The following is an 18,861-nucleotide window of genomic DNA, read 5'->3' as shown; positions in this document are numbered from 1 at the left end:
CCTTTTCCCCTTTAAATCTTTAGTCTTTGTACAGGAATATTGGCGGATAACATAGAAATATTTTCTGAATATTCATCTCCACTAATAGTTAATAATTGAATATTGAGTTCATCGGCATCGATTTCCATATATTTTGATATAACTGCCACAATATCTGCTTTCATCATTTCCATTACTGCAGACGAGCAATTCATTCTATCGTGAATCAATAATAATTTTAATCTGTCTTTGGCGACGGCTCCTGCTGATGCTTTTCTTTTAAACAACTGACTAAAATCCACCTTTTTCACTCCATTCTATAAGTATCTTTAGCCAAAAAATATTTTTCTAATTTTTGCTTTAAATGAAATTTCTTTCGATAAATCTAGAAAAGGCACATTTTCTCCAGCCAATCTTCTCGCTATATTAGTAAAAGCCAACCCAGCTTGTGAGTTGTTTTTTCCAACAGCAGGCTCCCCCTTATTCGTTGTAATCACAATACTTTCATCATCAGGAACAACACCAATTAAATCAATTGCCAATATCTCTGTTACTGCATCTACATCCATCATGTCCCCTTTATCTACCATTTTTTTACGCAGTCTATTAATAACCAAACTTATATCTTTTATACCACTAGCACCCAACAACCCTATAATTCTATCTGCATCACGTATTGCAGATACCTCTGGAGTTGTAATTACCACCGCTTTATCTGCCGCCGCTATTGCATTTTTAAAGCCCTGTTCAATCCCAGCCGGGCAGTCCACTATAATAATCTCAAAATCTTCTCTTAGCTCATCACACAACTTTTTCATTTGCTCTGGTTTTATGGCATCTTTTTCTCTTGTTTGAGCAGTTGGTAACAAATATAAATCTTTAAACCTTTTGTCGGGAATCAAAGCTTGTCTCAGTCTACATTTTCCTTCAATAACATCTACAACATTGTATACTATCCTATTTTCAAGACCCATTACAACGTCCAAATTTCTAAGCCCTGTATCACCGTCTACCAAAACTACTTTCTTACCTAACATGCTAAGTGCGGTTCCTATATTTGCGGTGCTAGTAGTTTTTCCTACTCCGCCTTTTCCTGATGTAACTACTATTACTTGACTCATTGGTTAACTCCTATTTTTTATTTTTATATAAATTGCATAAGCTTCGCATCTATCTTCTCAATATGAATATTACCATTATCCAAATATGCCATTTCTGGCACATTTAATCCCACAAATTTTCTTCCATCTTGCGGAGCATTTGCTATATACTCACCTATACCAATTTGCTCAGGATTCATTCCATAAGCTATTATATAAGACTTTTCACGCAAAAGATTTTCTCCCGCAAAAGCTCTGCCATTCAAATTTCCAAGTACAATTATATTTTCACGAGCTCGTATTATCGCTCCCGGATTTACATCCCCTATTACAATAGCATTTCCTTCAAAAATAATCTCTTGCCCAGAGCGCAAAATCCCTGACCAGTAGCCAGTATGTGAATATTTAATTTCTTTGTTATTGTTTATAACTTTTTTCACTATTTGTGTAGGTAAATTATTTTTATTAGTATCATTATCCTTAAATGAAACTTGTGTAATGTTTTTGCTAAGCAACATTTCTAACAAAATTTCTTTCTGAGTTTTATCCAATTTTCTACCTTCAATATTCATAATAATTTTTGAGTTTTCCAAAGAACTCATATTATTTGATAATTTTTTGGCAAATGCCGTAATAATATTTTCAAAATCTATCGCTCTATCTAAAATAACTGAAATACTGTCTGATCGTCCCTTAAAAATAACACAATTATCTGTACTCATTTATATCACCTTTTCTTAATACAAAAACTCATCCCCTAATGTATCTAAATTCTCACTCTCATCTACTTTAAAATAAGATGCAAACACATCTTTTGCAATCTGACTACCAAAGCTTCCTAGATTATCCTCGTTATAAACAGATGTAACAACAACTATCTGAGGGTTATCTGCTGGTGCAAAACCTGCAAACCAACTATGTGTATGATTCGCTTCTTCTGCTGTTCCTGTTTTTCCTGCAACATCAATCGGAAACCCATTAAACAACATTCTACTAGTTCCACTAGATCCTTGTGTCACTCTTAGCATACCTTTTTGAATTTCTTGTATATGTTCATCTTTAATATCTAAAGTACCACTAATTTTGTTAGCTGTTGTCAAATATTTTTGTGTTTGCTTATTATCAAATACCCCACCTACTATTTTTAAATCATATACATTTTCTCCATTAGCTACTGCAGCGACATATCTGGCCATTTGTATAGGTGAAAATGCATTATATCCTTGTCCAATTGCCGTTCTTATAGTTACGCCTTCATCCCATTGAATATTTGTGTTCTGCAGTAAATAATCTCCCAAATTATCTACTAACCCATACCCTATTTGTTCTTTAACAATTTCTTTATATTTATTACCGAGAGATTCAATATTTACTAATTCATTGTATAAAAAATTAATCAATTCAGGATTTTTATTTTTATCAAGCTCATCTTCATATAACTCCGCATAAGCATCTTGATACACTTCTATTATGCTATTTATTTCTATGTCCATCGTATTCGTGTCAATCGCATTTAATGTAATATCCCCAATCATTGTAAGCAATTGGTTTTTCAGCGCTTTTTTAGCTTTTGTTTTTAATGTCATAGATTCTACGTTGTTCATTGTATCCTCTATTATAACATTTAACATATTATCAATATTTAATTGCAAATATCCTTGAATGCTATAAAAAGCTGTTTCCACAATTTCATTTATCTGCTCTCCCATAGTTGAAATCACTATTGGTTCCATATTTCTATCCGTTTGATACCTCGCTAAATATAATGCCTCATTTTCTATATCATCCAAGTGATAAAAATCATCAGTAAACAAATCTTTTTTCAGCATACTAGCAACATCTTCAACTTTTCTGTTTAAGCTTTCTTCACTCATATTTTTTAGACCTTGCAAAACATTGCTTATACTTTGACTAACAACTGTCTCTGGTGTTGAAATATTGGGAGCTTTTTCTGGAAGCTCGATGCCTGTGGGTTTTGATAATCCAAACATTTCTGCATATTGTGTTAACGAGTCTATTCCTCCATAAGTTTCTTTATATTTGATACCCAATCTATGCGCCACTTCAAAAAAGTAATAGTTACACGACACCTCAAGTGCCTTTTGCAAATCTACTTCCCCATGTCCTCCACCAGTAATGGGATATATCCAACATGCTGGAGCTGGGTCGCCCGACTTTGTGTATAATCCTGTACAATTTATATGATCATGCGGTGTTATTACTTCTTCTTCTAAACCAGCTGCCGCCGTTACCATTTTAAATATCGAGCCCGGAGCCTTAACCGTCATAATAGATCTGTTCCATAACATACTTCTGTCATCAAGTAATGTATTATAATAGTTATTAAAGTCGTTTGTCAACTCGCTACTATCTACAGAGGGATACCCAACCATCGCAAGCACTTCGCCAGTATTTACATCCACTACCGCAGCCGCTGCACTAAAGGGATCTATTGCCATTTGAGATGGCTTTAGATATCCGTTTTTTAACTGTTCAATTAAAATATCTTTCCCGTCGCCTCTTGGATTTTGCCATATATCATCAATCGTCTTTTTTGTTAGACAAAGCGACCCTTGCTCATGCATCGCCAAAATAATTTGCTTATCTGTTATTGGAGAATTTCCATCAGTTACCCATTGCAATAATAAGTCTTGTAGTGTCATCTCCTCTTGCACCAAACTATTTAAATTAATATACTCATTCAGTAACGTCTCATATATCTTTCTGCTCATACTATCTTTAGGCGCTATCTCCATCTTATTAACTAGCAATTGACTGCTTTCAATCATAGAAATAAGCATCTCTCTAGACGAAATATCTTTAACACCTTTTTTGGCACCTTCCAAACGCACAATCAAAGCTTCACTCAATCTTTTTTCTATGCTATCAAAAACCTGCTGTTGTAAATCTATATCGATTGTCAAAAAAATATCGTTTCCCTTAATAGCTGTGCTCTCCGAAATAGTATTTACCTTTCGTCCCAGCGTATCTACTTCTATAAGTGAAGTTCCATTTGTTCCACGCAATACCTCTTCCATAGATTTTTCGATTCCTTCATGACCTACAACATCATCTTCATTATAGCCTTTGTCTTTTAGCTCCTTATACAAGCTATCTGTCATAGTTCTTGTATATCCTATTATGTTTCCAATAATTTCACCATATTCATAGACTCGTTTTGCATTAAATTCTGTAATAACGCCTGGATACTGAGTATAGTTCTCTGTTATATACGCTGCACTGAGCTCCGAAACATTCGTTGCAACTATGGGCGAATTATATTGCCTATAAGAATAGGGATACATCGTGGTCCTTATCGCTATAATATCCCTCGCATCTGCGTCACTTATTTCGTCCGAAATGTTATACTCATCTTTCAAATATTCGATAATTTCTGTCGCTGATTTTTTCAATAATTCCTGTCGCTGTGCTTCGCCATTATACGGAATAGAATACATAAATCTATTTATTGCCCAAAAACTTGAAGTATAGTTAAAAGGCGCTTCTTTAGAAATTGGCATATTGTCAATAAATGTATCGCCATTTTTTCTCAATAACTTTAACAGCTCCAATATTACATCATTCAGCTCAGCTTGAGTTTGACGCACCTGCAAATCGATCTTAATCACATGAATCGGCTCATTACTTGCAAGCACCTTACCATATCGATCATATATTAAACCTCTTGTTGCCTCCACCTCTACAGTTCTTTCAACACTAGCCTGAACCTTATTTACATATCTATCGGAATCTATTATTTGCAATTTATAAAATCGCAATAATATTGCCAAAAATAAAACTATTATTCCTGTCATCATTATGATCAATCGATCACTAAGTAACTTAATTAATTTTTTCATATCCCTCCTCCTTATACAATATTTAAAACAAATTGCGTGACTTTTTTTCTTGGTTTTCCAATTTATCATTTATAAAATATATAGATCTATATATTATTAAAGTAAGTACGGTAGTGTATAAAAGTTCTGGTAACATCATATAAAAATAAAAATATGAAAAATTGATATTCCCTATTAAAATAAATCTCAAAATATTCACACTACTAAGAAATAAACTCGACAAGCCGGTACACATAATTGGCAAGATTTTATTTTCTCTGTAACAAAAATGATGTAACTTTCCACACATATGTCCAATTATCATATAACTCACACTATAAATTCCAAATATATAGCTATACGATATATCATATATCACTCCACCAAAAAAACCTATTATAGTTCCTTCATTCTTTCCACGCAGTAAAGAAAACGCAACCACTATCATAGTCAAAAAATTTGGCGATACACCTGCAATTCTCACAAAATCACCAAGAGTATTTTGTAATGTAAAAGCTAGCACTAATATACTTACTGTAATAAACCATCGCAATTTCACTCAAATTCCTCATTTTTTTTTATTAAAAACACATACCTAAGCAACTCAAAATCTACAGTCGGCTTAACTATCGCATTCCTGACCAATCCATTATTTGTTTCTATAACATTTACAATTTCTCCCACTAAAATTCCCGGTGGAAATTTATCGCTAATATGTGACGTTATTATCTGATCACCCACCACGATGTCTGCATTTATATCTACCTCCAAAGCTGCAAGCCCTTTATTTGACAATTCAATTTGTCCGTTTAAAATTCCTGTATCCTTTGTTCTAATGATCTCCACACTTATAGAACTTCTATCATCAATAATCGAAAGCACTGTCGATGACAATGGACCGCTATCATTTATCACACCCACTAATCCTCCATTAGCCAACACAATATCATGTTTATATATCCCTGCTATATTTCCTTTATCAATGGTAAATGATTTATACCAATTACCTGGATCCTTACCTATTACATTAGCTCCCGATCCAGGATAATCTTCATACCTATCTTGTATATTTAATAGCCCTTTTAAAAGCGTATTTTCTTTTTCCAGCACTCCTGCTTTAACGTTTTCATACAAAAGCTTTTCATTTTCATACTCTAAATTTTTGATATAATGATCTTTTTTATTTATATTTTCAAAGTAACTCAAGATGAAATGTAATTTATTTTGCACAACGTTTATACTCTTTTCTACAGGATAAGTTATCAGATCATCAATAGTCCCTAATATTGGAATATTATAGTAATTGCCCACTCTGATAATAACTGACATCATTATACAGGCACTGGCTATAATAATAGCAAGTTTTTTATTCAATTTTGATGGCAATTTCATATTTCAATCCCCTATTTCTTACTTATCATCTTCAAACAAACCCGACCATTTTTCAATATTTTCTAAAGCAAGCCCTGTTCCTCTCGCCACACAGTCCAAAGGCTCGTCGGCCACTCTAACAGGCATCCCTGTTTCTAGGCTTATTAATACATCAAGTCCACTAAGCAATGCTCCGCCTCCTGTTAAAACGATTCCGCTTTCCATAATATCTGCCGCAAGTTCTGGTGGAGTTTTTTCTAATGTAGCTTTTATCGCTTCTACAATTGCTGTAACTGGCTCTTTGATTGCATTCGTTATTTCTCCCGAAGATATAGACAAAATTTTTGGCAAGCCTGTTACCAAATCTCGTCCTCTAATTTCCATAGTTTTTGCATCTATTTCCGACTCTAATGCTGCGCCAATAGTCATCTTTATTTGCTCCGAAGTTCTTTCACCTATCATTAAATTATATTCTTTCTTTATATAAGAAACAATGTATTCATCAAACTCGTCTCCTGCTATCCTTAGCGATTTGCTAGAAACAATCCCTCCCAAAGATATAACCGCCACATCTGTAGTTCCACCACCTATATCCACAACCATATTTCCATTTGGCTCTTCTACATGAAGATTTGACCCTATCGCTGCCGCCATTGGCTCTTCCATTATAAGAGCCTGCTTTGCCCCGGCCTTAATCGTTGCCTCCTCTACCGCTCGACGCTCCACGGTGGTAACGCCAGATGGCACACACACAATAACTCGCGGCTTTATCGAAAAAAATGATTGCTTTTGTGCTTTGCCTATAAAGTATCTAATCATTGCCTCTGTAGTATTAAAATCTGCAATTACTCCATCTCTAAGCGGTCTAATCGCTACAATATTTCCAGGCACACGCCCTATCATCTGTTTTGCTTCATCTCCAACTGCCAAAATTTGATTCGTTCTTTCTTTAATAGCCACAACAGATGGCTCGTTTACAACTATGCCACGCCCCTTCACAAAAACTAGAGTGTTAGCCGTTCCCAAATCTATTCCCATGTCTTTACCAAACATAATTTCCTCCATTGTTTTATAAAATATTTTTCTGATTTTCGAGTATCCCCATCTGTCTCAAACTCCTAAAGTCTCCATCTCCTACTATTACATGGTCAAGAAGGGGGATTTTTATCACTTCACCCACAAATTGCAAATCTCTAGTTATTGTAATATCTTGTTTGCTTGGCTCAGGATCTCCACTCGGGTGATTATGAACCACTATTAAGGAATTTGCACAAACTTCGATTGCAGGCCTAAACACATCTCTAGCATGCACAATTGTCATATTTAATGTTCCTATCGAAATGCAATGCTTTTTAATCAATCCCAATTTACTATCTAAATACAATGCATAAAACATCTCTTGAAACTTATTTTCGAATTCTTCTACAAAAAGACCTGCAACATCTTCAGGATTTTTTAAATCTATCAATTGCATTGGCTTTGGCACATGAAGTCTCTTTGCTATTTCCACAATAGCCACCAATTGAATTGCCTTCATTTTCCCAATTCCCTTTATAGACTTAAGCGTATCATATTTTAAATCTTTAAGAGTTTTTAACTGAATTTCACCATGTTTATCGGTTAGTAATAACTTTGCCAAATCCCTAACACTTTGATCGGCGATTCCATTATGCAATAATATTGTCATCAGATCTATGTCACTAAGTTCGCATGCACCATCTTCTACTAACCTTTCATGTGGTATCATAGTGAATTACTCCCTCCTATATTGATACGTAGGAGACTTCTGACAATTAAAAAACTTCCCCTTTAATAGCGTTAATATATAATTAATTGCCATATTAAGAAAAATTTATACATACTACACACTAATTTTTTAATAAATATCCAGCTATCTTTTCTTTTTTTGCTAATTTTAGCGCTTCATAAACCAAAGCCTTATTTTCTCTTTTATTAAACTGCAGTAGCGCACGCTGCATCGCCTTGTCTTTGCTAGATTTTGGTACATATACAGTTTCTAATGTGTAGGGGTTTAGTCCAGTATAAAACATACAGGTTGCGAGTGTCGAAGGAGTTGGGTAAAAATCTTGAACTTGTTCTGGGTTTTGACCATTTTTTTTAAAATATATTGCTAACTCAATTGCATCCGCTAACGTTGTTCCTGGATGCGAACTCATAAAGTACGGAACTACATATTGCTTTTTATTACTATCTTTCGAAGCATTGTTAAATTCAGCAACAAACCGTTCATAAATATTTTTTTTAGGCTTTCTCATATATCTAAGCGTATTCTCGGCAATATGCTCTGGCGCCACTCTCAGTTGCCCACTTACATGGTTATCTGCTATCTCTTTAATTATTTTTTTACTATTTTTATCTTGTAGCAAATAGTCATATCGTATTCCCGAGCGTATAAATACTTTCTTAACCCCATCCAAATTTCTCAATTTTCTAAGCGTATTCATATACTTTTCATGATCTACATCAAGAACTTTACACGGCTCAGGATACAAACACTTCCTGTCCTTGCATGTCCCTCTTTTGCTTATGTTTTTACATTGCTGGGCCATAAAATTTGCACTAGGCCCTCCAACATCATGAATATATCCCTTAAAATCTGGATGCTGCGTCATTTTTGTTGCTTCTCTAACCATCGATTCTGTACTACGGCCGCTCACTATTCTACCCTGATGAAATGTTAATGCGCAAAAGCTGCAGCTGCCAAAACACCCTCTATTGCTTGTTATACTAAATTGCGTTTCTATCGCCGCCGCTATCTCTTCTTTATACATAGGATGCGGTTTATTTTCAAATTGCATCTCATATACATCATCGAGCTCTAGAGTATTTAGCGGTTCTGTCGGCGGATTTTGTACTACATACCAACCTTTTTCATACTCTTCCATAAGCGGTTTTCCACGATACGGATCAGCATTTTCTTCTTGAATCACAAAGCTCTTTGCAAATTTAACTTTATCTGCTACCACTTCTGAAAACGATGGCAACCGCTCTGCCTCATATACCATTTCGGGGAACCTCGTCTTAAAAACGCTCCCTTTTATATATGTTAGATCTGTTATTGCAATTCCACTTTCCAATGCCTGTGCCAATTCTATTATCGACCTCTCACCCATTCCATACAGTAACAAGTCAGCTCCCGAGTCTATCAATATCGATTTTCTCACTTTGTCTTCCCAATAATCGTAATGCGAAAATCTTCTCAAGCTTGCTTCAATGCCTCCTATTATGATCGGTACATCTTTATATGCTGATCTGGCCAAATTTGAATACACTATTACTGCTCGATCAGGGCGCTTATCTGTTGCTCCCCCCGCCGTATAGGCATCTTTTTTTCTGCGCTTCTTATTGACCGTATAATGATTTACCATAGAATCCATATTTCCTGAATTAATTAAAAATCCCAGTCGCGGTTTTCCAAATCTCCTAAAATCTTCACAGTCCTTCCATTCTGGCTGCGATATCACCGCCACCGAATATCCAAATCTTTCCAATGTGTGTCCAATGATTGCTGTCCCAAATGATGGGCTATCTACATAGGCATCTCCTGTTACTATAACAAAGTCCACTTCTTTTATATTTCTTTCTTCCAAATCTTTTGTATCTACCGCTAAAAACATAGTCTACTCCTTCAAAATATCTATTACTTCATTATAGTCCATAACCCATCGATCACACAGATCTTTGGCTCGTCTTTTTGCATCTTCTCTCTGCGCATCTTCTATTCCAAAAACCGTCATTCCTGCATTCTTTCCTGCTATAATTCCGTTTGGCACGTCTTCAAATACCAAACATCTGCTAGGGGCCACTTCCAAAATTTCTGCAGTTTTCAGATATACAAATGGATGCGGCTTACCTTTTTCCACATCGCAGGAGGTTACCACAGTCTCAAAAAACTTTGCTATATCATGTTTTTCTAATATTGCCTCCACGATCTCACGTCCGTTGCTTGTTGCTATTGCCATTTTCACATTATGTGCTTTCAAAAACTCCAAAAACTCTTTGGCACCATTTTTTAGGTCTACGCGCTCCACATACATTTTGATTGCCATCTCTCGCCAGGTTTCCTTAATTTCTTCTACACTCATGGCCAAATTAAAGTGTTTCTTAAAAAACTCCGCAGTTTCTGTAAAGCCTGCTCCCTCTATCTGATTTATCGCTGCCTCATCAATAACATATCCCTTTTTTTGTAAAAACTCTATATCAATTTGTTCCCATACCCACATGGAATCAATCAACGTACCATCTAAATCAAAAATTACTGCTTCATAATTCATATTAGTGCCTCTTTTCGATTATTTTTATAACACAGCCCTACTTGCAGGATATTTATTTTTCAATATTCCATTTACCGCTTTTGCCCAGCCTATAGGAAAGTTATCCACGCATATCACATAATATCCATTACGTACATCTGCAAATAATGTTTCACCCTTTAAATATTTTGTAACTTCTATATCAGCAGATTGGTAATTTATGGTATTTTTAAATACACTTTTATCGTATGCTATAGCCAATGCATGCGACGGAATAAACTTCCCAGATTTTATGTCTCCCAAATACAACCCGCTGCGCAATGTTCTGATCTTTTCGTTTGCCGGCATATTTGCAGAAACCAAATATAGGCTATTATTATTTTTCACCACATATTCATCTAAATCTATCGATGTGTTTTCTTTAAAAAATAAATTTGCCTCTGGATAATCTTTAATTCGCTTCGAAAGCTTGATATATTTATCAAATACATTATTACCCAATTTTTTGATAAGTAAACATACAAAATGTCCTTCACCCTTTATTTTATGCGGCCACAATCTCACCGCACCTATGTTGCCAAAACCATCAGATAATCCATTTTTGATCTCCACCGCTACACTTTCAAAATCAGCGTGTGTTTCTAAAAATTGTTCAATGCAACTTTCATTTTCTGCTGTTGCAAAGGTGCACGTCGAATACACCATCATCCCTCCCGTCTTTAACATCTTTGCTGCACTTTCCAAAATTTCTGTTTGTATTTGACAAAAATGATCTATCTCAAAATTTTCCCAACTTTTAATAGCTTTTTCATCTTTTCTAAACATCCCTTCACCAGAACATGGCGCATCAATAATTATTTTATCAAAATAATTTGCCCATAATTTTGCTAATTTCTTTGGATCTTCACTTACAATCATCGTGTTTTTAGCACCAAAGCCCTCCAAATTTTTCTCTAAGGTTCTTGCCCTAGAAAAGCTTATATCGTTCGCTACCAAAACTCCTTTCGGCCCCAGCTTTGCGACAACTTGCGTACTCTTTCCTCCTGGTGCCGCACACAAATCCAACACACGATCATCTTTTTCTATCGGTAACAACGCTGCCACTGCCATCGCACTAGGTTCTTGAATATAATACAACCCCGCTGCATAATATGGATGCTTTGCCGGTCGCTCATCTGCATAATACCTGCCCTCTGCGCACCATGGCACCGCTTCCATTTCCGCAAACGGACTAATTGCTTCCCAGTTTGTCACTTTGCTAGTGTTTATGCGTATTCCCTTATATATAGGCTTATCAAATGATTCTATATAGGCACTATATTCTGAACCCAACAGCTTCTGCATATTCTCTTTAAATTTTTGCGGCAACTTATCTTCCGTCTTCATTTTTTACTCCTTCAAACACTTTATTTTTTAGAGCTTTGCCATTTAAATAATCGCATAAATCACCCTGCTTAAAATTATTAGCCGTCATTTGTACTATAATTTCATCGTGAATCTTCCACCAGCTTGTTCCCCAGTTTGCAAACAACGCATAATCTTCTGGCACACGTCCAATAATTCTTTGTACCACAATATCTTCTTTTAGATATCTAAGAAAGGTGATCACTCGCTCTTTATATTCCTCTACAGAAATCAACTCAAATTCACCATTCAAAAATTGATCCCCCATCATTGTGTCCCTAACTAAATATAGTGCGTGCAGTTTTACATGCGTCAGATTTAAGGCGCTCACTACTTTGGCACTCTCTATCACATCTGCTATAGAATCCCAGGGCAAATTTAAAATCAGATGCACTACTGTTTCAAATCCATATTTTTGGATCCGCAATACTGCGTCTATAAATTCAGCAAGAGAATGCCCCCGATTTATTTTGGCTAACGTATGATAATTGACTGTTTGCAGTCCCAGCTCCACACATATATCATAGCCAGTCTTTTTGCCAAATTCATCCAATACTTCCAAATATTGCTCATTAATACAATCTGGTCTGGTAGAAATACTCACTCCAACCACATCTGGATGCTCCACTTGCTCTAACATATTTCGAAAATCTGCAAGCGACATATACGTATTACTATAGTTTTGAAAGTACGCTATGAATTTGTTTGCGTTATATTTTTTACCTATCACTGAAATGTTCTCGTTTAGCTGAGTTTTTATATCAACCGTCGCATCTGGTGTCTCAAATGCAACTCCCTTTTCACCGCAGTAGGCACAACCTCCTCTGCCGCAGTTTCCATCTCTATTGGGACATGTCAACGGCTGGTTTATTGTTACTTTATATACTTTTTCATTAAATTTATTTTTTAAATAATTACTGTATCTGTTATACGGCATAGCTTCTCTCCAATTGGTGCAAACTTCCATCATAATATATGATTATTTTTTATTTTTCTGCTTATACTACTATTATCGCAAGATAAAAGAAAGGTGGCAGTTATTATGAACACTAGAACTTTCGATTATATAGCTTTGACCCTTGTGGTCATTGGTGCGATTAACTGGGGCTTAATAGGCTTTTTCCAATTTGATTTGATTTCACTAATTTTTGGTGGATGGGCAAGTTGGGTAAGCCGAGTTATTTACGCCATAATCGGAATATGTGGGATTTATGCTCTGACCTTATTTGGCAGAGTATCAAATGACTCTTACTCCGATCAATAAACAGGAAAAAAATAAATACTCCCAAGCTATTCATTTAGCCTCGGAGTATTTTTTCTATAAACTTTCCAAAATTGCTCCTGCAAAAGTTTCTATCTTCTCCATATCTGTATCTGAGGGATTAAAAATAATCGATAGCGGAGCCACAGGCTGCTTCAGTTTTAGCTGAGTGAATCGGTCGCTAATATTTTTTACGGCTTCACCACTCCAACCATACGAACCAAATGCTCCAACAGTTAGGCCTTTATTTAAAATAGCATTCAAAGACGATAATACTTGCCAAATTTGAGGCAATGCTTCTGCCACTATCGTAGGAGAGCCAAGTAACAGCGCGCTAGACGAGCTCACCTTTGCCATAAACTTTTCTATATCATACGTGGCAAGGTCTATCGACTCCACTTTTTTGCCTGCTGCCGTTACAATCGCTTCTATTTTCTCTGCAATCTTTTTTGTATATCCATATGCTGATACATAACCAATTACAACATCTAGATCTTTCTGCACGGTTTCTTCAGACCATTTTCTATACAACTCTTTATATTTACAAAAATTTGACGCATCAAAAATTAGTCCATGCCCCGGCGCCACAAATTGTATCTCTAAATCTGCTATCTTATCCAAAGCCTTTAATACAAATGGTTTAAATGGTCCCATAATCATATTGTAATAATACTGATATGCCTTATCAAAATCTACAATTTCCTTATCAGATAGCTGGCTGTAGAAACATTTATCGCTTGAATAGTGCGCACCAAATGAATCACACGTAACTAACGTTTTTTCCTCTACTATATAAGTGTATATCGTATCTGGCCAATGTAGCTGAGGAACGTTCTTAAACTCCAGCGTATGCGAGCCCAACTTTATTGCAACACCTTCTTTGGCAGCCATATGGTTAAATGGCTTATTAGCGATATTTTCCAGATACTTCTTCGCTATTGCAGAGCTAATAATGGTTATATCTGGTAATAACGCCAATAATTGCATAACCGATCCCGAATGGTCTGGCTCTGTGTGATTTACCACCAAATATTTAATGTCACTCAGATTTTCTACATCTTCTTTTAATCTTGCCAAAAACTCATCAAAAAACTTATCTTTCACAGTTTCAAATAATACAAATGCATTTTTCCCATCGTCAGATTTGTTCTTTAGCAAATACGAGTTGTATGTTGTTCCAAATTCTGTTTCCATTATTATATCAAACACTCGCAGCTGAGGATCTTTTGCACCAACCCAAAATAAATTTTTTGTTATTTCTATCATTTTCACTTCTCCTTCCCAATTAGGCAATTTTTAACTTTTTGAAAATATATGGAGCACCAGCTGTTACATACCAAATTAGCAAAATGTATTTAATTATATCTACAATCTTTATATCCAATGTCGTTGCTTCTATCGCTACATAAATCAGCCCTGTTCCAACAATGCCTATAATTATTTTAGCAATCTGATTTTTAAATGTGGTCTGAACTTTCATATCAACGTATTTTTTTTCGAAAGCAACTCCACTAACCAATCCAAATAAGCTTCCTATAGACATCATCACTTCTTCTGATACCGGAAACACCAAAGCCATTAAGGTCAAAAACCCCAATATCCACAACAGCCACTTATCATTTGCTATTATATAATTGGCAATAATGATGCTAATTATTCCCACCAAAATGCCTCCTATAACATCAATCGGAAAATGTACTCCTAAGTATAGTCTCGTAAACCCAACAAAGAGCGTCATTATAACTGCAACTATCAACATGCTTTTATTTTTTATTAATGAATATGCTCCACCCCAAAAACTTGCGGCCGTCGACGTATGTCCACTTGGAAACGAGTATCCTGATGCAGTGTGCACTCTAAGCGGTCGAACGATTCCTAATTCAAACGGTCTCGGCTTTCTAACGATAGCTTTAATGCAACTTGTTAGCAGTGCATTCACTAACACAATAAAAACCAGCTTATACGCAAAGTCTTTATCCACACACCAATATAGCGCCACAATTATAGCTCCCAAAAAAATGAGCTCTGCCGAAAATGTACCGGTTTCAATTAGCATATTTAGAAATGGTGTTCTAATAGACTCTAGATATTGCAATATTGCTATTTCAGTTTGCATGGCATTCCTCCTACAAAATATTAGATTACTACACTAGTTTACCATTAACAAATTTCTATTCAAGGCACCCAATAAAAAAAAGTATTTTAAAATTTCCAAAATTAGCGTATAATTAGTTTCGTCATCAACTATTTAATTATAATGCAAATATTTAGTCATATAGTCTTTAAAGACAGAAAGGATTATTTTATGAATATCGATATTATAACAGGATTTTTAGGAGCAGGAAAAACCACTTTTATTACCAAATATGCTTTATATTTACGTGAATTTGGCGAAAAAATCTTGATTATAGAAAATGAATTTGGCTTGGCTGGAATAGACGGAGCTTTCTTACGAGAAAACGAGCTAGAGGTTACCGAGATTTCTGGTGGCTGTGTGTGTTGCACCCAAAAAGAAAAGCTGATTGCATTTATCCTAGAGGCTGTTCAGCAGGGCTTTGATAGAGTTATTATCGAACCTTCTGGAATATACAATTTAGATACGTTTTTTTCACTTTGGAATAATCCTCAAATTGCAAAGAATTGTATTTTAAATAGTATCGTCACTATTGTAAAGCCAGATTTTATGAAATTTGCCACCGAAGCCTACGAACACATTTTCTTATCTCATTTTTATTCTACTGGCGCTATCGTAGTTAGCGATACGCAATCATATACAGAAGCAGAAATAGATTCTACTATTATAGATCTTACCAAATTTGTTTCTTCCAAAAATACAAACTTTGATTTATCCAAAATTGATGTATATACCAAAAATTGGATAGATTTAACAGATAATGATATGCACGCTCTCTCAAGTGCTGGTCGCAGCGAATGCCCTCATACTGCCATAAATGAATGTCACTTAAATTTAATTGAAAATCACTTCTTTATGGCAAGGCTCAAAACGTACGATAATATTTTAGAACTCATCGATTATATTCTTCAAAATGATGAAATTTTTCGTATCAAGGGCTACGCTCTCGCTGGAGACAAACTTTATAGCATAAACTGCACGCAAAATTGCATCGAAATTAAACCTGGTAAAAGCAAACATGCCGTTCTCAATATACTAGGACAAAATTTAGATATCACTAGCATAGAGAAAAAAGTTAGAGAGATCTCACAAATTCGACAAATGTCTGTTACCACTGGCAGCCGACTCAGAACCGAATTAATATAATTTAAAGGAATAACCAATGAACAGTTTAAACGAACAAGATACGCTCGATTTTGCAGCAGCTCTAGCACAGTCTGCACAAAAAGGCGATATATACTGCCTAATAGGCGATTTAGGCACCGGAAAAACAGTATTTTCCAAAGGATTTGCACAGGGGCTCGGCATTGCCGATGATATTACCAGCCCCACCTTTAATATAATTTCTGTATACGATGGCGTGTTGCCACTATATCATTTTGATATGTACAGAATCGAAGATATCGATGAACTATATAATATAGGTTTTGAAGAATACTTTTATGGCGACGGCGTATGTCTCGTTGAGTGGGCCAATAAAGTTGCCGATGAAATTCCTCCTACCGCAAAGTGGATCTACATCGATAAAGACTTACAACGCGGCGAAAATTTTAGAACAATAGAGGTAAAGTAAAATGTTAATTTTAGCAATTGATTCATCCAGCCAGTCTGGAAGCGTCGCATTTATTCGTGACGGCAAAATTTTGGGAGAATTTTTTATAAATGATAAGCTAACTCATTCTGTAACACTTATGCCTATGCTCGAATCTCTCACTTCAATTTTAAATATTCAACTTGCAGACATATGCGCTATCGCTATTGCCGCTGGTCCGGGATCCTTCACTGGTCTTCGGATCGGTGCCGCATCCGCAAAAGCTATGTGCCTCGCACTCAACATTCCTATCATTGCAGTAAACACGCTCGATATATTAGCTGCTGCTGCACCTGCTGGCAACCAAATCATATGCCCCATCTTAGATGCTCGCAAAAATCAAGTATACACAGCAACTTATACTACACCAACCACCAGAACTAGCGAGTATTTGGCCATTGAATTAGATGATATGCTTGCCAAGTTTACTGTAGAAAACAGCCAAGTCTACTTTGTGGGCGACGGTCTAAACGTTTATCGCCATAAAATCACCGAAGCCTTGGGCGATGCCGCGACGTTTGCGCCCAGCTTTATAGAATATACTCGCGCTTCTGCATTGGCAATGATAGCCGAAACGAAATATAAAAATGGTGAAACCACCAACGCAAATACATTTGCCCCAATATATATTAGAAAGCCTCAAGCGGAACTCGAACATGACAATTAGAAAAGCATTAAATATAGACGCAACAGAAATCTCCGCAATAGAGGCACAAACATTTAGCCTACCATGGAGTCATCTGGAAATTTTAACTGATCTTAACAATCCAATTGCAACATACTTCGTTGCCACCGATGCAGGTACTGTTGTCGGATACGCAGGATATTGGCTAGTAGTGGGCGAAGCAAACATCACCAACGTAGCCGTTGCGACGACGCATCGCAATCTTGGCATTGCAACAAATTTATTAACCACTCTGATTGCTTCATTAAAAAGTTCTGCCGCTGTCTCTGCTTTTTTAGAAGTTCGCGCATCCAATGCCACCGCAAAGCATCTATATGCCAAGTTTGGATTTGTACCGATTTCTGTTCGCAAAAACTATTATAAGTGTCCTCCCGAGGATGCCATCATCATGAAATTAGAATTTTAAGGAGAATCCATTATGCAAGAATACGCACTTATCACAGGAGCAAGCAGCGGCATCGGTGCTGCAATGGCAATCAAGCTTGCAAAAGAAGGCTACAACATCATTGCGCTAGGTCGAAACACCAAAAAGCTAGACGACCTGGCCTATCTGATTGTAAATACATTTGAGCTTGATGTTCTCACATATAAAGTTGATCTAACATCTAAAGAAGAAGTAGATAGGCTACTCCATAAGCTTGCTCCGCTCCACAAAAATATCACATTCTTTATGAATAACGCAGGCGTTGGATACTTCGGTTCATTTTCTGTTGCATCAAAAATGGCCGACGAAAATATTATAAACGTAAACATCACCGCTTCCACCATTTTCTTAAAGAAAGTACTTCCGCTACTTCATCAGAACGCACATATACTGATGGTCGCATCTACCGCAGCGTTTGCGCCCGGCCCATATATGGCGACCTACTACGCATCAAAAGCATATATTCTCAGCTTGGGCTTGGCATTGAGAGCCGAGGGGCTTCGAGTTAGCGTTCTTGCACCTGGGCCAACCAAAACCAATTTTCAATCGCGTGCTAATCTGAAAAAAAGCACCATTGCAAATCTCACTGCAATGCATCCCGCTCGCGTCGCATCAGCCGCATACAACGGAACCCTTCAAGATAAGGCTCTCATTATTCCCGGTGCAATAAACAAAATTTGTACTATCATCCTCGCAGTAATCCCTTATCATCTAAAGGGCCAAGCCACTAAATTGACTCAAAATACCAAGTAATACAAAATACTCCTAAAAGTCACACTGCTGTAATAATTTTCTTGCT

The 18,861-nt window shown here is 36.2% G+C and carries 20 protein-coding genes; 6 read left to right on the top strand and 14 right to left on the bottom strand.

Annotation, left to right across the window (positions count from 1 at the left end; translation table 11 throughout):
• Positions 1-11: 11 nt before the first annotated feature.
• The 12 genes from minE to mnmL form a co-directional block, all read right to left on the bottom strand.
• A complete protein-coding gene (gene minE / locus PCY70_RS10850) occupies positions 12-281 on the bottom strand; it encodes a cell division topological specificity factor MinE (RefSeq protein WP_010167879.1) in 270 nt (89 codons plus the stop codon).
• Positions 282-308: 27 nt separating this feature from the next.
• Positions 309-1,100: a septum site-determining protein MinD gene (gene minD / locus PCY70_RS10845; RefSeq protein ID WP_010167878.1), complete on the bottom strand. Its 792-nt coding sequence runs from the start codon at positions 1,098-1,100 to the stop codon at positions 309-311.
• A gap of 23 nt (positions 1,101-1,123) precedes the next feature.
• Positions 1,124-1,801, bottom strand: coding sequence for a septum site-determining protein MinC (locus PCY70_RS10840; RefSeq protein ID WP_305767364.1), 678 nt, complete (start codon positions 1,799-1,801; stop codon positions 1,124-1,126).
• A gap of 15 nt (positions 1,802-1,816) precedes the next feature.
• The gene (locus PCY70_RS10835) at positions 1,817-4,939 is read right to left on the bottom strand and encodes a penicillin-binding transpeptidase domain-containing protein (RefSeq protein WP_305767363.1); all 3,123 of its coding nucleotides are present in this window, start codon (positions 4,937-4,939) and stop codon (positions 1,817-1,819) included.
• A gap of 22 nt (positions 4,940-4,961) precedes the next feature.
• A complete protein-coding gene (mreD, locus tag PCY70_RS10830) occupies positions 4,962-5,477 on the bottom strand; it encodes a rod shape-determining protein MreD (RefSeq protein WP_305767362.1) in 516 nt (171 codons plus the stop codon).
• Positions 5,474-6,310 carry a rod shape-determining protein MreC gene (gene mreC, locus PCY70_RS10825; protein ID WP_052296477.1) on the bottom strand — a complete coding sequence of 279 codons (837 nt, stop codon included), beginning with the start codon at positions 6,308-6,310 and terminating at the stop codon, positions 5,474-5,476. Before mreC ends, mreD begins: the two co-directional genes overlap by 4 nt.
• A gap of 18 nt (positions 6,311-6,328) precedes the next feature.
• The gene (locus PCY70_RS10820) at positions 6,329-7,342 is read right to left on the bottom strand and encodes a rod shape-determining protein (protein ID WP_010167870.1); all 1,014 of its coding nucleotides are present in this window, start codon (positions 7,340-7,342) and stop codon (positions 6,329-6,331) included.
• 16 nt (positions 7,343-7,358) lie between these two features.
• Positions 7,359-8,036 (bottom strand): RadC family protein, encoded by a 678-nt coding sequence (radC, locus tag PCY70_RS10815; protein WP_010167867.1) that lies wholly within the window; start codon positions 8,034-8,036, stop codon positions 7,359-7,361.
• 121 nt (positions 8,037-8,157) lie between these two features.
• Positions 8,158-9,927, bottom strand: a complete 1,770-nt coding sequence (locus PCY70_RS10810; RefSeq protein ID WP_305767361.1) for a YgiQ family radical SAM protein — start codon at positions 9,925-9,927, stop codon at positions 8,158-8,160.
• Between the two features lie 3 nt (positions 9,928-9,930).
• Positions 9,931-10,584, bottom strand: a complete 654-nt coding sequence (locus PCY70_RS10805; protein ID WP_010167864.1) for an HAD family hydrolase — start codon at positions 10,582-10,584, stop codon at positions 9,931-9,933.
• 24 nt (positions 10,585-10,608) lie between these two features.
• Positions 10,609-11,949: an RsmF rRNA methyltransferase first C-terminal domain-containing protein gene (locus PCY70_RS10800; RefSeq protein ID WP_305767360.1), complete on the bottom strand. Its 1,341-nt coding sequence runs from the start codon at positions 11,947-11,949 to the stop codon at positions 10,609-10,611.
• Positions 11,933-12,904, bottom strand: coding sequence for a tRNA modification radical SAM protein MnmL/YtqA (gene mnmL, locus PCY70_RS10795; protein WP_305767359.1), 972 nt, complete (start codon positions 12,902-12,904; stop codon positions 11,933-11,935). The genes PCY70_RS10800 and mnmL overlap by 17 nt, the downstream gene beginning before the upstream one ends.
• Positions 12,905-13,009: 105 nt before the next feature.
• Here mnmL and PCY70_RS10790 point away from each other — a divergent pair, with 105 nt between their 5' ends.
• Positions 13,010-13,231: a DUF378 domain-containing protein gene (locus PCY70_RS10790; protein WP_010167859.1), complete on the top strand. Its 222-nt coding sequence runs from the start codon at positions 13,010-13,012 to the stop codon at positions 13,229-13,231.
• Between the two features lie 54 nt (positions 13,232-13,285).
• On the opposite strand, the gene PCY70_RS10785 is transcribed toward PCY70_RS10790, so the two are convergent.
• The gene (locus tag PCY70_RS10785) at positions 13,286-14,494 is read right to left on the bottom strand and encodes an FprA family A-type flavoprotein (RefSeq protein WP_305767358.1); all 1,209 of its coding nucleotides are present in this window, start codon (positions 14,492-14,494) and stop codon (positions 13,286-13,288) included.
• Positions 14,495-14,513: 19 nt separating this feature from the next.
• Positions 14,514-15,344: a phosphatase PAP2 family protein gene (locus PCY70_RS10780; protein WP_010167856.1), complete on the bottom strand. Its 831-nt coding sequence runs from the start codon at positions 15,342-15,344 to the stop codon at positions 14,514-14,516.
• A gap of 189 nt (positions 15,345-15,533) precedes the next feature.
• Between PCY70_RS10780 and PCY70_RS10775 the strand changes: the two genes are divergently transcribed.
• Genes PCY70_RS10775 through PCY70_RS10755 form a run of 5 tightly spaced genes read left to right on the top strand, consistent with a single transcriptional unit; the run spans position 15,534 to position 18,815 of the window.
• Positions 15,534-16,508 carry a GTP-binding protein gene (locus tag PCY70_RS10775; protein WP_305767357.1) on the top strand — a complete coding sequence of 325 codons (975 nt, stop codon included), beginning with the start codon at positions 15,534-15,536 and terminating at the stop codon, positions 16,506-16,508.
• Between the two features lie 16 nt (positions 16,509-16,524).
• Positions 16,525-16,935 carry a tRNA (adenosine(37)-N6)-threonylcarbamoyltransferase complex ATPase subunit type 1 TsaE gene (gene tsaE, locus PCY70_RS10770; RefSeq protein ID WP_305767356.1) on the top strand — a complete coding sequence of 137 codons (411 nt, stop codon included), beginning with the start codon at positions 16,525-16,527 and terminating at the stop codon, positions 16,933-16,935.
• A 1-nt stretch (position 16,936) separates the two neighbouring features.
• Positions 16,937-17,620, top strand: coding sequence for a tRNA (adenosine(37)-N6)-threonylcarbamoyltransferase complex dimerization subunit type 1 TsaB (tsaB, locus tag PCY70_RS10765; RefSeq protein WP_010169080.1), 684 nt, complete (start codon positions 16,937-16,939; stop codon positions 17,618-17,620).
• On the top strand, positions 17,610-18,044 hold the full coding sequence (rimI, locus tag PCY70_RS10760; protein WP_305767355.1) for a ribosomal protein S18-alanine N-acetyltransferase: 435 nt from the start codon (positions 17,610-17,612) through the stop codon (positions 18,042-18,044). The genes tsaB and rimI overlap by 11 nt, the downstream gene beginning before the upstream one ends.
• Before the next feature lie 12 nt (positions 18,045-18,056).
• A complete protein-coding gene (locus tag PCY70_RS10755) occupies positions 18,057-18,815 on the top strand; it encodes an SDR family NAD(P)-dependent oxidoreductase (protein ID WP_305767354.1) in 759 nt (252 codons plus the stop codon).
• The last annotated feature ends 46 nt before the right edge of the window (positions 18,816-18,861 follow it).

Origin of the sequence: Candidatus Epulonipiscium viviparus, from assembly GCF_030708075.1 — a bacterium.
Lineage (GTDB): Bacteria > Bacillota > Clostridia > Lachnospirales > Cellulosilyticaceae > Epulonipiscioides > Epulonipiscioides viviparus.
The sequence above is the reverse complement of the archived record's forward strand: the minus strand, read 5'-3'. Positions and strand labels throughout refer to the sequence as shown.

Excerpts from the sequence above, each read along its gene's own strand:
- minD (WP_010167878.1), bottom strand. The coding sequence starts at position 1,100 with ATGAGTCAAGTAATAGTAGTTACATCAGGAAAAGGCGGAGTAGGAAAA.
- PCY70_RS10840 (WP_305767364.1), bottom strand. The coding sequence starts at position 1,801 with ATGAGTACAGATAATTGTGTTATTTTTAAGGGACGATCAGACAGTATT.
- PCY70_RS10835 (WP_305767363.1), bottom strand. The coding sequence starts at position 4,939 with ATGAAAAAATTAATTAAGTTACTTAGTGATCGATTGATCATAATGATG.
- mreC (WP_052296477.1), bottom strand. The coding sequence starts at position 6,310 with ATGAAATTGCCATCAAAATTGAATAAAAAACTTGCTATTATTATAGCC.
- PCY70_RS10820 (WP_010167870.1), bottom strand. The coding sequence starts at position 7,342 with ATGTTTGGTAAAGACATGGGAATAGATTTGGGAACGGCTAACACTCTA.
- radC (WP_010167867.1), bottom strand. The coding sequence starts at position 8,036 with ATGATACCACATGAAAGGTTAGTAGAAGATGGTGCATGCGAACTTAGT.
- PCY70_RS10810 (WP_305767361.1), bottom strand. The coding sequence starts at position 9,927 with ATGTTTTTAGCGGTAGATACAAAAGATTTGGAAGAAAGAAATATAAAA.
- PCY70_RS10805 (WP_010167864.1), bottom strand. The coding sequence starts at position 10,584 with ATGAATTATGAAGCAGTAATTTTTGATTTAGATGGTACGTTGATTGAT.
- PCY70_RS10800 (WP_305767360.1), bottom strand. The coding sequence starts at position 11,949 with ATGAAGACGGAAGATAAGTTGCCGCAAAAATTTAAAGAGAATATGCAG.
- mnmL (WP_305767359.1), bottom strand. The coding sequence starts at position 12,904 with ATGCCGTATAACAGATACAGTAATTATTTAAAAAATAAATTTAATGAA.
- PCY70_RS10790 (WP_010167859.1), top strand. The coding sequence starts at position 13,010 with ATGAACACTAGAACTTTCGATTATATAGCTTTGACCCTTGTGGTCATT.
- PCY70_RS10785 (WP_305767358.1), bottom strand. The coding sequence starts at position 14,494 with ATGATAGAAATAACAAAAAATTTATTTTGGGTTGGTGCAAAAGATCCT.
- PCY70_RS10780 (WP_010167856.1), bottom strand. The coding sequence starts at position 15,344 with ATGCAAACTGAAATAGCAATATTGCAATATCTAGAGTCTATTAGAACA.
- PCY70_RS10775 (WP_305767357.1), top strand. The coding sequence starts at position 15,534 with ATGAATATCGATATTATAACAGGATTTTTAGGAGCAGGAAAAACCACT.
- tsaE (WP_305767356.1), top strand. The coding sequence starts at position 16,525 with ATGAACAGTTTAAACGAACAAGATACGCTCGATTTTGCAGCAGCTCTA.
- tsaB (WP_010169080.1), top strand. The coding sequence starts at position 16,937 with ATGTTAATTTTAGCAATTGATTCATCCAGCCAGTCTGGAAGCGTCGCA.
- rimI (WP_305767355.1), top strand. The coding sequence starts at position 17,610 with ATGACAATTAGAAAAGCATTAAATATAGACGCAACAGAAATCTCCGCA.
- PCY70_RS10755 (WP_305767354.1), top strand. The coding sequence starts at position 18,057 with ATGCAAGAATACGCACTTATCACAGGAGCAAGCAGCGGCATCGGTGCT.